Origin of the sequence: Luteolibacter ambystomatis, assembly GCF_018137965.1 — a bacterium.
Lineage (GTDB): Bacteria > Verrucomicrobiota > Verrucomicrobiia > Verrucomicrobiales > Akkermansiaceae > Luteolibacter > Luteolibacter ambystomatis.
In genome coordinates this window covers 444,917-459,370 of the sequence record NZ_CP073100.1, presented here as the reverse complement: position 1 = coordinate 459,370, position 14,454 = coordinate 444,917, and the positions used below count along the sequence as shown (strand labels likewise).

Here is a 14,454-nt window from a genome sequence, read left to right as displayed (position 1 = left end):
GACCGGAAACGCAAATGAACAAATTTTCACGGCCTGACTGTGCACCGGGCCATGGTCTCCGCCAAGTCCCTCTTTTCAGCCACCAAGCCGGGTGGTTTTTTGTCACCCGACCGTCACTATTTCCCCCACCGCCACGGTCTCAAAGGACCCGATTCCGGCGGCATCACATGCAGCCCCCAGCCGGACCGGCGGCTCGGACATGGGCTCGTCCGTCAGACGGAATGTCCCCCAGTGCATCGCCACCGCGCGTCGGCACCGCGTTTCCCCGAAAATCCGCACCGCTTCCTCCGGTGTGACGTGGACGGATTTCATGATGATACGGGGATTGTAGGCCCCGATCGGGATCATCCCCAGGTCGATGGGACCAAGCTTCTCGCCAATCTCCCGGAATGCCGGGCACCATGCGGTATCGCCCGCATGCCACAGTTTGCAATCCGCACCCTCGATCAACCAGCCGCACCAATGCCCGCGATTGCGATCCCACGGTGTGCGCGCGGTGAAGTGCTGGGACGGTGTGGAGGTGACACGGACACCCGGTGCAATATCCACCGTCTCCCACCACGGCACCGCGGTGACCTGATGAAAACCCCGTCTCCCCAACCAACCGGCATGCCCCTCTGCAACGATCAAGCGGGTATCCTTCCCCAAGCGGCGCAACGTCGGCAGATCGAGATGGTCGTAGTGGCCGTGACTCAACAACACCGCATCGATGCGCGGCAGATCGGACAAGGAGCAGGGCGTGGCCACCAGACGTTTCAGAGACGCCTTCGGAAAAGGCGCGCAGTAGTCCGAGAAGATCGGATCGATCAGCAGGCTCAATCCCGCACCTTGCACCAGAAAGGACGCATGACCCAGCCAGATCACCCGCCAGCCGCTGGCAGGCGGTGTGGCGATGGATTCACGCGACAGCACCTGGAGCGGTGCTGGATCATCGCTGGCATGACCCGGCCACGGTGCCTCCTGGATCCGGCCGAGCTGCCACTTCAGAATGTCCACGAAACTGTGGTCATCGTGCTGCCAGGGATTGGAAAAACGGCGGCTCATGCATTGCTGGCTCTCCCATAGCACGGCTCGCGCGCGCCGCCACCGGATTCGCAAGCTGGACGCCGGGCACGCCGCGGATTCTCCTGATGACATGAACGAGGCCCTGCTGTTGGAAACCGAGCGCTTTCTCCACGACCGCATTCCCCTGGCCGCGGCGATGGGCGTGCGGATCGAATCCTACGATTCCTCCGGTCTGATCCTGACTGCTCCTCTGGAAGCGAATCACAACCACCTCGGCACCGCCTTCGGCGGCAGCCTCGCCGCGGTCGCCACACTGGCCGGCTATGCCCTGCTGTGGTTGGAGCTCAATGACCGCGACAGCCACATCGTCATCCGCAGCAGCCGCATTTCCTACAAACATCCGGTGGAGGGTGAGCTGCGCGCCATCTGCCTGCATCCCGGGGCGAGTGCGATCGCCCGCTTCAAAACGTGGTTCGCCAAGGCCGGCAAGGCCTCGCTTCCCCTGAAAGTTCTGATGGGTCCGACGGACCGCCCGCATGTCGGGTTCGAGGGTGTCTATGTTGCCATCCGGTGAGAGCAGCACGGCAATCAAGGACCTGATCACCGTGCTGAGATAAATCCAGGGAAACGGCTTAATTGCCTAGCAGGATGACCGGGGCACCCGGCGATCCCATGGCGGCGATTTCGACATCATCGAGGGCGCGGCCCCACAGCGCGAAGGTGGACAACTGGATCGTTTCCTCTTCACCTCCCGAAGGGCCGTCCTGGAAGAGATCGAAGGAGCTGAGCAGCGAATAACGGGAATCCGCCTCCTGTGTGTCGAAGTCATAAACATGCACTCCGTTGATCCAAAGCTCGGCAAACCAATCGTTCTTCACCCTCAGGACCAAGCGTGTCCATGAGGTGGTCAGCGTGCCCGCCGGAGCATATCCGAGTTGCTGGCTGCCAATGGAACCATCGGAACGGGTGAACAATTCTCCGTCACTGTTCGCGTCCTTGTGGTCAATCATGCTGGCGTAACCGGCGGAGAGGGTTGGCTTGAAGTCATACAGCAGGGTGTACTCGTTCGTGTGCGAGCCGCCGCCATTCGCGCCGATCGGATTGGTCACCGTGTAGTGGCTGCCATTGCCGATCTGGACAGCCTGATCACCCGATACGGAACCAGCCACCGTTGTTTGGCTTCCTGTCAGGACCAGATTGGATCCGAGAGTGGCGGAGACGGGGTTGGAGGTCGGGAAGTTCCATAGGCCGGACGGCGATTGCGCGGCACCGGTGGAAAACGTCCAGATGGAGCCCTTCCGGGTGATGCCGGAAGCCAGGCTGTCCACCCGCCAGTAGTAGGTGGTGTTCGGTTGCAGATTGCCGCTCCATTCGGAACCAGTCACGGAACCGCGGTATTCCGCCGAGGAGGTTCCCGCGTTGGTCACAGCCGTCAGGCTGGTACCGAGATAGAAGTTCTGGCTGGTCATATTGGCCGCGGGCTCCCAGTTGAACAGGCCCGCCTTGACCCCGGTCTGGGTATCGAAGGGAAGCGGCACTTCGGCATTGCCGCCTTGGACCAGATAATCCACTTCGGTCGCCGTCAGGGCCTTGTTGTAGAGCCGCACGTCATCCACGCTTCCGATCAGGAAGTCACTGGCGGTGGTGTTATCCCACTCCTGGCCGATCGACCACAGGTCGGTGGAGGACAGGGTGAAGTTCGCGGTATGGGTGGCTTCCAGATTTCCGTCCACATAGATGGAGCCCGTGCTTCCGTTCCGCACGTAGGTCAACAGGTGCCAGGCGTTGTTGTTCACCGTGGTGGTGGATGAGGCCTCATAGCTGCCGTCATAGACGCTGGCCTTGCCGCCATGGATCGAGAACATGAAGACATTCCCGCCTGACGAGGTGTTGCATGAGAACCAGTCGGCCTCGCTATCGGTCGTCTTGACCCAGGCACTCAGGGTGATGTTGTTGCTGGTGATCTCACCCGCCACGCCGTTGATCATCAGGTAGTCGTTGCCATCGAGGGTCAGGGCATTGCCGAATTTCCCGGTGGTCCAGGTCGGATTCCCCGCCTGGGTGCCGTTGTTGGCATTGGCGGAAAGGTCGGTCGCGACCGTGCCGGTGGTTTCATCCAGCGGCAGATACATGACCAGCGGATCGTTAGCCCGAACGTCAATGACGACGACGCCCGTGGCAGTCTGGCCGCTGGAATCCACAATCGTATAGAGGAAATAGTCCGTGCCGAGTGAGCTGCCGGGAGCCGTGTAAACGAGATTCTGCCCCGACTGCGTCACGGTGCCGCCCTTCGCCGAGGTGCTGTCAAACGTGGAGAGCGAAAACGTGTCGCCATTCGCATCAAAGTCATTGACCTTCACGTTGAAGGTCACCGACTGGTTGACGACACAACGGGCCGTGTCCATCGCCGCGTAGGGAGGAAAGTCGACAGCGGTAAAGGTGCCTTCGTTGTCCAGAATGCCGCCGGCCGAAATACGATTGGCCCGGTAGTCGAGGATCTTCCGCACCTCGCAGCCGCTGAAGCGCCCGGGCCCGTTTCCGCCCATGATGCCCTTGCCTTCCGGTGATCCACCGACGAAGTGCGGGCAACTCCAGTTGTGACCGAGTTCGTGGCGCCAGGTGACATCAAAGCTGCCGTCGCCTCCCGCATTGTTGGCCGAGTAATGAGCGGTCGTGCCCCCGATCGCACCGACCCAGGCAAGGCCGCCATTGAAGGCCGGATCGATCCCGCAAACCACATCGCGCAGGGCGCTGGTCTGGTTCTGTTCCCATTCGGATTTGACTCCGGACAACTCCATCGACTGGGAGTAGGGATCCTTGGTGGCATCCCCGCGGATGATCACCCGCCCCAATGCCGGACGGAGCAGGGCATCCCGGATGTAGATCGCGCGCACGTTGTTGACCGAATACTCGATCATCTCCACGCAACTGGCGACGCTGCCCTGCTGTGTGTAGTAGTCATAAGAGGCATCGATCCCCACATCGAAACGGTAGGTCTGGTTTCCCCCCTGGCCGGCAGCCGGCAGGTCCGCGGTTGGAAGTGTGAACCCGTGGAAGGCATCGACTGCATATTCCAGCCCGCGGGTGCCCGTGACACTGCCGTTCAGAGTGAACCAGGTCGCGCCGCGATCAAAGTACACCGTGCCCAGGAAGTCGCCGTTGTCTTTCAGGATGCCGCAGGACACGGCGCCCGGGTATTCGTCCACGGTCCCCATGTAGGAGCGCTCCGCTACGGGAGTCACCGTAGTATAGCCACCCGACGAATTCTGAACCTTGAGTTCGAAGTTCGATCCGCGGAGGTTCAGCTTGGTGAGCTGCATGGTGACGGTCTGCCCGTTGTAGGTCACCTGCTGCTGCAGGGTTGCCGGAGGCACCGCCAGGGCGGAGGACGCCAGGAGGAATGCGGCAGGCAATGTCCGCGACATGACGACGATTATGCATGATATTGGGTTTTTCATACAATTTGCCGTCGTAGTTGGAGTCACGGATTGCCACAATAGCCCAACGGCAAGAGTTGTTAGCCATTGCGCAAATCTAACACGTCATGGCCGAAAAAGCGTAACTCATGAAATCCGGCTTCGTGATGTCGCGGCCACGCAGACGGAAGACCCCTTGCCGTGGCCGGAGTCGCTCGATCACGCCGACCACCTCGCATCCTTCCTACGAGCCCCCATGGAGGGTGATCAGTTGCCGGCACGCATTACCCGCAGTTCCTCCGCCATCGCGGCAGTGAGCGATTCGAGCTGTGCCTGACGCTCCGCAGCCGCCCGCATCCCCAGGGCATGCACGGCAAAACCGATTCCAAACAAGAGTCCGCCACCGATCGAGCCCAGCCCGAGAAGCATGAAAAACACTCCCGGCCCCAAGCTGCCGGAAGCCCCGAAGAATTCTCCAAACAATGTCGCAATGATCCCCAGCAGAGGTCCCGATGTGGACACGCATACTCCCGCCAACATCACCCACCAGCCTTTCGCTTTCGTACCCCGCATCGCCAGAACACCGATCCATTGGGCGACCAATGCGAAGAGCCCGGGAACAAACGACAGGACACTCATGTAACCCATGGGAACACGGCTAACAGGGAACCCCACCGGCGGAAAGGGCGAATCACGTCCTATCGTGGCTGTCGTTTGGCAGGGACGCGGGTTTTCCCCTTCCCTCCCCCGCGCCGCCCTTCGTAGAAACACGGCGTAATGCCTGAAAACGCCAATCGTCCTGCGAAGCTGATGGCCGCCAATCGCGGAGAAATCGCCATCCGCATCTTCCGTGCCGCCAACGAACTCGGTCTGCGGACCGTGTCGATCTACGCCGAGGAAGACCGCTTCTCGATCCACCGCTTCAAGGCGGACGAGGCCTACGCGCTGAACCGCGAGAAAGGGCCGGTGGGCGCCTATCTGGATGTCGAGGGCATTGTGGCGCTGGCGAAGTCGAAGGGCGTGACCATGATCCACCCGGGCTACGGCTTCCTCTCGGAAAATGCCGCTTTCGCCCGGGCCTGCGCGCGCGAGGGCATCATCTTCATCGGGCCATCCCCGGAGCTGTTGGAAAACATGGGCGACAAGACCGCCGCCCGCACGCTGGCCGCGAAGTTCAACGTCCCCACCCTCCCCGGAACCGAGGAACCGATCACCGACGCGGACGAGGCCTTCAAGGTGGCGCATGAGATCGGCTTCCCGCTGATCATCAAGGCGGCCTTCGGCGGCGGCGGCCGCGGCATGCGTGTCGTGGAAAAGGCCAGCCAGCTCCAAGGCCTGCTCGCCGAGGCCCAGAACGAGGCGCTCAACGCCTTCGGCAACGCCGCCGTCTTCCTCGAACGCTATATTTCCCGCGCCAAGCACATCGAGGTGCAGATCCTCGGCGACCAGCATGACAACGTGGTGCACCTCCACGAGCGCGATTGCTCGGTGCAGCGCCGTTACCAGAAGGTGGTCGAGATCGCGCCGTCCATCGGTCTCGATCCGGTGCTGCGCAAGGAGCTCTGCGACGCCGCGGTCACGCTGGCGAAGGGCATCGGCTACAACAACGCCGGCACCGTGGAGTTCCTCTACGACATGGATCGCAAGGACTGGTTCTTCATCGAGATGAACCCGCGCATCCAGGTGGAGCACACCGTGACCGAGTGCGTCACCGGCATCGACCTCGTCCGCTCGCAGATCCTGGTGGCGCAGGGTCATCCGCTCTTCGGAAACGAGATCGCCATTCCGCCGCAGGATGAGATTCCTTGCAACGGCTACGCCATCCAGTGCCGCGTGACCACGGAGGACCCGGAGAAGAGCTTCGCGCCGGACTATGGCCGTATCCTCAACTACCGCTCCGCCGCAGGCTTCGGCATCCGTCTCGACGCGGCGTCCGGTGACGCCGGTTCGGTGATCACCCCGTACTATGACTCCATGCTGGTAAAGGTGACGGCCATGGGCCGCAGCTTCGAAACCGCCTGCCAGCGGATGGATCGAGCGCTGCGCGAATTCCGCATCCGTGGCGTGAAGACGAACATCCCGTTCCTCGAAAACGTCATCCGCGATGACACCTTCCGCACCGGCCAGGCCCACACCAAGCTGATCGACACCAATCAGAACCTGCTCCGCTTCAAAGCCCGCCGTGACCGCGCCACCAAGACGCTGTCCTATCTCTCCGACATCACCTTGAATGGCAACCCGGTGGCGAAAGGCTGGAAGCCCGCGGCCATCCTGCCGCCTGCGCGCCTGCCGGACTCGATGGTGATCGAACACCACGCCGAGGTGCCGAAGGGCACCCGAGACCTGCTGCTGGAGCTGGGGCCGGAGAAGTTCTCGAAGTGGATTCTCGACCAGAAGCGCCTGCTGCTCACGGACACCACCCTGCGCGATGCCCACCAGTCGCTGATCGCCACCCGCATGCGCTCCTTCGACATGCTGCGCGTGGCCGAGGCGATCGCCCATCGCACGCCGCAGCTCTTCTCGCTGGAGAACTGGGGCGGCGCGACCTTCGACACGGCGATGCGCTTCCTCAAGGAGTGCCCGTGGGACCGTCTGCGACGCCTCCGCGAAAAGGTCCCGAACATCTGCTTCCAGATGCTCTTCCGCGGCTCGAACGCGGTCGGCTACTCGAATTACCCGGACAACGTGGTGGCCGGATTCGTGAAACACGCCGCAGACAGCGGGATGGACATCTTCCGCATCTTCGACTCGCTCAACTTCCTGCCGAACATGGAAGTGGCGATGACCGCCGTGCGCGAACACGGCAAGTCGCTCTGCGAGGCCGCCATCTGCTACACCGGCGACATTCTCAATGAGAAGCGCGACAAGTTCAACCTGGCCTACTACATCGCCAAGGCCAAGGAGGTGGAGAAGATGGGCGCGCACATCCTCGCCATCAAGGACATGGCCGGCCTTTGCAAACCGCAGGCCGCCTACAATCTGGTCCACGCGCTCAAGCAGGAGATCGGCATTCCGATCCATTTCCACACCCACGACACCTCCGGCCTCAACGCCGCCTCGGTGATCGCCGCCGCCAAGGCCGGTGCGGACATCGTGGACCTGGCCATCGCCTCGATGTCGGGCTCCACCTCGCAGCCGAACCTCAACTCCGTCTGCGCCGCCCTCGCCGGTAGCGAGCGTGATCCCGGCCTCGATCCGGAGGCGCTCAACGAGTTCTCCGACTACTGGGAGGAAGTGCTTTCATTCTACAAGCCCTTCGATTCCGCCCCACGTGCGGGCACCGCCGAGGTCTATGAACACGAGATGCCCGGCGGCCAGTACACGAACCTGCGCGAGCAGGCCGTCGGCATGGGCCTCGGCCACCGCTGGCGCGAGATCGCCCGCACCTACGCGGATGTGAACCTGCTCTTCGGGGACATCGTGAAAGTCACCCCATCCTCGAAGGTCGTCGGCGATATGGCCATGTTCCTTATCACCCGTGGCATCAAGGCCGCGGATGTGCCGAACCTGAAACCCGGCTCCATCGACTGGCCGGAAAGCGTGATCGACATGCTCTCCGGCGGACTCGGCCAGCCGGACGGCGGCTGGCCTGCGGAGGTCCAGAAGGTCGTGCTCGGCAACCGCAAGGCGACCACCAAACGCCCGGGAGAGCTCGCCGAACCGGTCGATCTGGAAGGCACCCGCGCCGAGCTCTCAACGAAGCTCGCCCGCCCCGCCGATGACGACGATCTCTACTCCCACCTGATGTACCCGCAGGTCTTTGCCGAGTTCCAGTCCTTCCGGAACAAGTACGACAACCTCAGCGGTTTGCCGACCCCGGCCTTCTTCTACGGCCTCCATATTGGAGAGGAAATCGAGATCGAGATCGACCCCGGCAAGACCCTCATCATCAAGCTGATCTCGATCGGCGAGGCGGATGGAGAAGGCCGCCGCGCCCTCTTCTTCGAGCTCAATGGCATGCCGCGAGAGAGCATCGTGGCAGACAAGTCGCTCCAATCCGTCTCCAAGGCCGCCCGCGCCAAGGGCGATCCGTCTGATCCGGCCCAGGCCTGCGCCCCGATGCCCGGCATGGTCACCGAGGTGGCGGTTTCCCCCGGCCAGGAAGTGAAGGAAGGGGACAAGCTGGTCGTTCTGGAAGCCATGAAGATGCTCACCACCGTCAGCGCCAGCGCCGACGGCACGGTGAAGGACATCCTCGTCAAAAAGGGCGATCAGGTTGATAGCGACGATCTCCTGGTCACTCTCGCCTGATCGGGAAGCACCGGGTCCGGTCATCAGATCACATGAAATCAAAGGGGAGGTGAATTTTTCCACCTCCCCTTTTCGCATGTCGAAAGACCCATAAAAGGCACTAAATCGGACTTAATTAAGATTTCTTTACCTTTTGATAATGAATGCATTTTACAACTCTGAATATTTCAGGCAGTAAAACGGCATGATCTCAAACTCTTGACCGGGGCCGATCACGGTTAGGGTGAAAATTTAAAAAAGATTGAACACTTTTTGAAATTTGATAATTTCTGACCGCTGTTTCCCCATTCAACCCCCAATGAAAAAACCTTCTTACCGGCGAACTGTCGGTGGAGCCACGCTAGCCCTCATGGCGTGTCTATCCACCCCGGTCCACGCTGCGGAGACTCCGGTCGCCAACCCCATCGGACGGGTCGCACGGATGTTCAATTCCCGTCTCGTGGAGGTCGAAGACCGTGTTTCGTGGATCCACAACCGGATTTCCTCCCTCGCGGAACCTCAGGAGCATTCCCTGAAGGCCGCAGATGGCTGCCGCATGGCGCGGCAGAGCCCCACGGCTCCGGATCCGCAGATCACCCTCGATTTGGGAAAGGAATATCCGCTCGACCAGATCTACATGATTCCGGCCCAGCGTGAGCCCTCGGAACCAGAGGGATTGTTCCCCCGCCGCTTCACGCTGGAAGCCTCGAAGACCGAGGACTTTTCGACTAAATCCGTCATCTACCTCCCCGGAAACGATCCCAGGGTATTTTACCCCAATCCGGAGCTCTCGCCGGCCAAGTTTTCCGCTCGCGGCATCACCGCTCGCTATGTCCGTCTGGTCGTCCACACCGGGCGGAACCGGGGAGCTTCCGACCTCTTCGCGCTGTCCGAGCTGGTCGTGGTTTCCGGAAACCGTCCCGTTTCGTTCGGCTCCAAGGTGGACGCCCCCGGTTCCCTGACCATCCCGGGACTATGGGCCCCCGAATACCTCACCGATGGACGCATGCCCCTCGGGATTTGGCAATCCGGTGCGATGAGCCCGAATCGCGGTGATCTCGTTGATGCCTCCAATCCCAACGACGAGGTTTCCTGGTCCTTCGATCTCGGCCAGAAGGCGCCGCTCGATCATCTGGTGCTTTTTCCCTACGAATTGAGCGAGTTGTCCGAAGGTGCCGTGCTTCCCAGCCAGCTCTCGGTGTGGGTTTCCGACAATGCCGATGGCAGTGAAGCCCGGCAGGTCGGTGATCTCGATACGCTCAAGAACGAGGTGACCGGCAAGATTCCGCTCGTCATCCCGCTGCACGGGCTGGAAGCCCGCTCCATCCGCATCACCGGCAATCGGGCGTGGTCGATGGGCAACCGCAATCTCCAGGGCCTCTCGGAGATCCAGGCTTGGTCGGACGGCAGGAACATCGCGCTCGGCAAGCCGGTCACCCGCATCCATCAGGGCACAGCCACCAATCTGGCGAGCCTCACCGACGGCTTCTCCAGCGTGCGCCAGATCATCGGCGTGGATGTCTGGTTGTCCCAGCTCAGCGAGCGCTGGTGGTTGGAGCGTGAGCTCGCCCAACTGACTCCGATGTGCACCCAGATGGCACAGGAAAGCGAACTGAACGCCACCTGGGGTTCCGCCGTGGCGCTCGGTCTCACCTTCCTGATCCCGGTGGTGATCGTCGAACGCCGCCGCCTGATCTCCAAGAACCAGCTCGACATGCTCCGCAAGCGCATCGCTTCCGATCTGCATGACGACATCGGCAGCAATCTCGGCAGCATCTCGCTGATCGCCCGCACGGCGAAAAAAGACCTCGTGCGTCTCCAAGGACCCGAGGAAGTGGTCGATGACCTCATGGAAGTGGAATCGATCGCCCGGGAGAGTTCGCTGGCCATGCGGGACATCGTGTGGCTGTTGGAGCGCCGCCAGGACTCGATCGGTGATCTGGTCCAGCGCATGCGCGAAACCGCGAGCCGCCTGCTCCGCGAGGTGGACTACACCATCGAGTGCCAGTCCACCAAGGTCGCCAGCAAGCTCACGCTCGATGCGAAGCGCCACCTCTTCCTCTTCTACAAGGAAGCCGTCCACAACATCGTGAAGCACTCCCGCGCCCGCAACGTGGCGATCCGCCTCGCCGACCAGGGCGAGCGGCTGGTGCTCGAAGTTCACGATGATGGCATCGGCCTGCCGCCCGGCGGTGACGAACGGAGCGGCACCGTCCACAAGCTCCAGGAGCGCGCGCGCGTCCTGGAAGGCCAACTTCATGTCGAATCCCAATCGGGGGTCGGCACCCTGCTGCGCCTTGTTGTGCGGCGGGCGCATTTGATTGCTCGCCCCAACTTGTCATGAACGCTACCTCTACCACCGTGACCCAAGTCTGGATACTCGAAGATCATCAGGTGTTCGCCAAGCACGTCCGCCGGCTGCTGGCCGGCGAACCGGACATCGACTGCCCGCATCACTTTTCCCATCCGGATGAATTGTTCGAAAAGCTGCGTTTCACGACGGAGCGCCCGGACGTTCTCCTGCTCGATCTCGGCCTTCCCGGGCGCGACGGCCTGCAGGTTCTGGATGAAGTCCGCCAGGTGATGCCGGATCTGAAGGTGTTGATTCTCTCCGCCTTCGACGATCGCGAGCGCGTGTACCGCGCGATCTGCAACGGAGCCTCCGGCTATCTTCTCAAAACCGCCGATCCGGACGAGATCCTCAGCGGCATCCGCGATGTGATCCACGGCGCGTCCGCCCTCAGCGCCCCGATCGCCAACATGATCCTCCAGGGCTTCGCCCGCTACGGCCCGGTGCAAAAGATCGAGCCGCTCACCACCCGCGAGGAGGAAGTCCTCCGCCTGCTGGTGAAGGGCTTCATCAAGAAGGAGATCGCCGACAACCTCGACATCTCCCAGCACACCGTGGACATGCACCTGCGTTCCGTTTACCGGAAGCTCCATGTCCGCACCCAGACCGAGGCCGTTTCCAAGGCTCTCCGCCAGGGATTGGTCTGATCATCTCCTTTCTTCGATTTGTTCGCGTGATGTGACGGCGCGGTTCCTCTCAGGAGCCGCGCCGTTTCACATGGGTTCCGGCACCTGCATCGCGGCAGGCCCCCGCCGCACGGAACCATCGGGACGCGGGTTCTTCTTTCCGGCCGCCACCATCCGCTCCGCCCCTTCCACCGGAACCGGACGAAAGCGCCTCCAGACATCGGCAGCGGCCCGCAACTCCGCCCCCTTCAAGATAAGGCGTCTCCTTGCACCCACCACCACGCAATCCATATCTCCCCCCTCCCTGAAAGTGCCGCGGGCCGGTCGGACAGACGGGCGCTGAATGACCCGCAATCCTTCCGGCCCGGAGCTTGGGGGGCACTGACCGTGGGCACCGGATCCCTTGCTTCCGATGCCCACGGGCCCTTTGGGGGGCAGTGCTATCCCTTACGAGAAAGAGACTGCCATGAGGGGGGCCGTGTCACAACTCCGTGATCGCGTAGATCTTGTTAGAGCGCGCCTCAAAGCCTGGCGGCGGCCTTGATATCGAGATAGCGGTTCGCGAGTGAAATCGCGAGTTCCTGCGCCGTGGTATCGAGAGTGAGGATGCCACGTGCCGCGAGCTCCGCGAGCACCTCGCGGCGCTCCATGAGATAGCGGTCCGCCGCCGCGAAGCGCAGCGCATCGCCGAAAAAGGCCACCGGTTGCTCCTTGGCCTGATCCACCGATTGCTCGCGCAGGCTGGCGAGCAGCACGAGGTGCCTCGATGAAAGCACCTGCAGCGCGGGCACCAGCTCCTTGCCATCCTCGCCCCGGAGATTCGTCAGCACGATCACCAGCGCGCGCCGGCGCTGGTGCGTCATCAGTTTCTCCACCGCCGCCGCGAAATCGCTGGGCTCCGCGGTGGTCTGGTAGTCGTAGAGATGATTGAGCAGCACCGGCATCGCATGCGCGCCCTTGAGCGGTGGCAGCCAGCGGTTGGTGCCGCCAAAGGATTGGATGCCCACGTGATCCCCCTGCCGCAGGGCGACATGAGCCACCAGCAGCATCGCGTTCAGACAGTGATCGAACTGCGGCAGCTCTCCATCCATCGCGCGCATGCGGCGGCCCGTATCCAGCAGAAAGATCACGGACTGGTTGCGCTGCTCCTGATACGCGCGGCTGACGAGCGACTGTTTTCTCGAAGTCGCCTTCCAATCCACCTGTGCCAGCGAATCACCCTCGCGGTATTCGCGGAGCTGGTGGAACTCCCGGCTCGAACCGGGCCGGGAACGACGTACGATGCCCATGGGACTTTCACGATGCTGCATGGCGAGCAGTGCGAAGCGGATCACCGGCTCGTAGTTCGGATAGACCTTCACCGCTTCCACGCTTCCATGACGGGTGAGACGCTTCCAATAACCCCAATCGGAGCGAACCAGCATCTGCACCGGACTGAAGCGGACCTCGCCGCGCTGTGGAATGGAAACCGGATGAATCACCCGGATCTCGCGCCCGGCCGGAAGCTCTCCCGACCACGGCATTGCACCCGCCTCGGAGCCTTCCGGCACGCCATCGAAGATTTCGACATGCTGCACCTTGCCCAACGGATTGGCTACGGTGAGGCGGACATCCCCGGGCTCGCCGAGGGCGAAGCGCCCGGGCAACCGCCGCACCACATCCACGAGCGGACGCATCCGCAGGCGCAGCGCATCCACCAGCAGGACCAGCACGATCATTCCACCGATCGACGCCCACGGCCAGGCCGCTCCCGGATACCAGGAGACCAGCAGGCCGGAAAGCGCCCAGACACAAACAAGCCAGACGGTGGTGGAAGTGGGACGCATCAGGAACGGGGAGCGGGAACGCTTTCCACGATGGTCCGGAGCACCTCGTCGATTTCCTGTCCGCTGATGGCGACTTCCGGAGTGAGTTGCACGCGGTGGCGCAGCACCGGAAGAGCCGCCGACTTGATGTCATCCGGAATGACGAAACCCCGGCCCTGCATCGCGGCATAGGCCTTCGCCACGCGCACCAGTGCGATCGCACCACGCGTGCCCGCACCCAGCGCCACCTGGCGGGCATCACGGGTGGCACGGGCAAGAGCCACGGCATAGGCCACCACCTCCGGCACGGCCTGAATGGCGGCGGTGGCGGATTGGGCGGCCACGATGTCCTCCGGACGGCAGACAATGCGCACCGGCTGCTGGTTGCCGGGAATTTCCGAGGCGGAACGATTCACGATCTCGCACTCGTCGCGCTCGTTCGGATAGTCGATCACCACTTTCATCAGGAAGCGGTCGAGCTGGGCCTCAGGCAAGGGATAGGTGCCCTCGTGCTCCACCGGGTTCTGGGTGGCGAGGGTCATGAACGGCGGAGAAAGGCTGATCGTCTCGCCATCGATGGTCACCTGCCGCTCCTGCATGACTTCCAGCAAAGCCGCCTGGGTCTTGGCCGGAGCACGGTTGATTTCATCCGCAAGCAGCAGGTTGGTGAAGACAGGACCATGGCGGAGCTGGAAGGTCTGGCTCTTCATGTCGAAAAGGCGGAAGCCCGTGACATCCGAAGGCATCAGATCCGGGGTGAACTGGATGCGGCCCGAGTGCCCGCCGAAGGTCCGGGCCAGGGTGTTGACGAGCGCGGTCTTGCCGAGACCGGGCTTGCCTTCCAACAGGACGTGACCACCCGCCAGCAGCGCGGCAATGACCTGATCGATCACTTCACTCTGACCGATGATCACCCGGGCGATCTCCGAACGGATGGCGAGGATGAGCGGCGGCGGACCGGATGGAGGCGGAGCGGGAGCGTAGATTTCGTCGGACATGGCGGCAGGCGGGAATTGGGAGAG

General features: G+C 62.4%; 9 protein-coding genes. 4 read left to right on the top strand and 5 right to left on the bottom strand.

The annotated features are described in order from the left end of the window. Window positions 1–102 precede the first annotated feature (102 nt). On the bottom strand, window positions 103–1,044 hold the full coding sequence (locus KBB96_RS01810; RefSeq protein ID WP_211631780.1) for an MBL fold metallo-hydrolase: 942 nt from the start codon (window positions 1,042–1,044) through the stop codon (window positions 103–105). 91 nt (window positions 1,045–1,135) lie between these two features. Here KBB96_RS01810 and KBB96_RS01805 point away from each other — a divergent pair, with 91 nt between their 5' ends. Next, a complete protein-coding gene (locus KBB96_RS01805) occupies window positions 1,136–1,579 on the top strand; it encodes a YiiD C-terminal domain-containing protein (RefSeq protein ID WP_211631779.1) in 444 nt (147 codons plus the stop codon). 58 nt (window positions 1,580–1,637) lie between these two features. On the opposite strand, the gene KBB96_RS01800 is transcribed toward KBB96_RS01805, so the two are convergent. Continuing rightward, window positions 1,638–4,430, bottom strand: a complete 2,793-nt coding sequence (locus KBB96_RS01800) for a LamG-like jellyroll fold domain-containing protein (protein ID WP_211631778.1) — start codon at window positions 4,428–4,430, stop codon at window positions 1,638–1,640. A 258-nt stretch (window positions 4,431–4,688) separates the two neighbouring features. Next, window positions 4,689–5,060: a hypothetical protein gene (locus tag KBB96_RS01795; RefSeq protein ID WP_211631777.1), complete on the bottom strand. Its 372-nt coding sequence runs from the start codon at window positions 5,058–5,060 to the stop codon at window positions 4,689–4,691. Window positions 5,061–5,198: 138 nt separating this feature from the next. On the opposite strand from KBB96_RS01795, the gene KBB96_RS01790 reads away from it, so the two are divergent. The 3 genes from KBB96_RS01790 (at window position 5,199) to KBB96_RS01780 (ending at window position 11,648) form a co-directional block, all read left to right on the top strand. Then, window positions 5,199–8,672, top strand: a complete 3,474-nt coding sequence (locus tag KBB96_RS01790; protein ID WP_211631776.1) for a pyruvate carboxylase — start codon at window positions 5,199–5,201, stop codon at window positions 8,670–8,672. 298 nt (window positions 8,673–8,970) lie between these two features. Continuing rightward, the gene (locus tag KBB96_RS01785) at window positions 8,971–10,995 is read left to right on the top strand and encodes a histidine kinase (RefSeq protein ID WP_211631775.1); all 2,025 of its coding nucleotides are present in this window, start codon (window positions 8,971–8,973) and stop codon (window positions 10,993–10,995) included. After that, window positions 10,992–11,648, top strand: coding sequence for a response regulator transcription factor (locus KBB96_RS01780; RefSeq protein WP_211631774.1), 657 nt, complete (start codon window positions 10,992–10,994; stop codon window positions 11,646–11,648). Before KBB96_RS01785 ends, KBB96_RS01780 begins: the two co-directional genes overlap by 4 nt. Window positions 11,649–12,148: 500 nt before the next feature. Here KBB96_RS01780 and KBB96_RS01775 read toward each other — a convergent pair whose 3' ends face one another. Continuing rightward, complete coding sequence (locus KBB96_RS01775) at window positions 12,149–13,453, bottom strand: DUF58 domain-containing protein (RefSeq protein WP_211631773.1); 1,305 nt, start codon at window positions 13,451–13,453, stop codon at window positions 12,149–12,151. After that, window positions 13,453–14,430 (bottom strand): AAA family ATPase, encoded by a 978-nt coding sequence (locus KBB96_RS01770; RefSeq protein ID WP_211631772.1) that lies wholly within the window; start codon window positions 14,428–14,430, stop codon window positions 13,453–13,455. Before KBB96_RS01770 ends, KBB96_RS01775 begins: the two co-directional genes overlap by 1 nt. Between the last annotated feature and the right edge of the window lie 24 nt (window positions 14,431–14,454).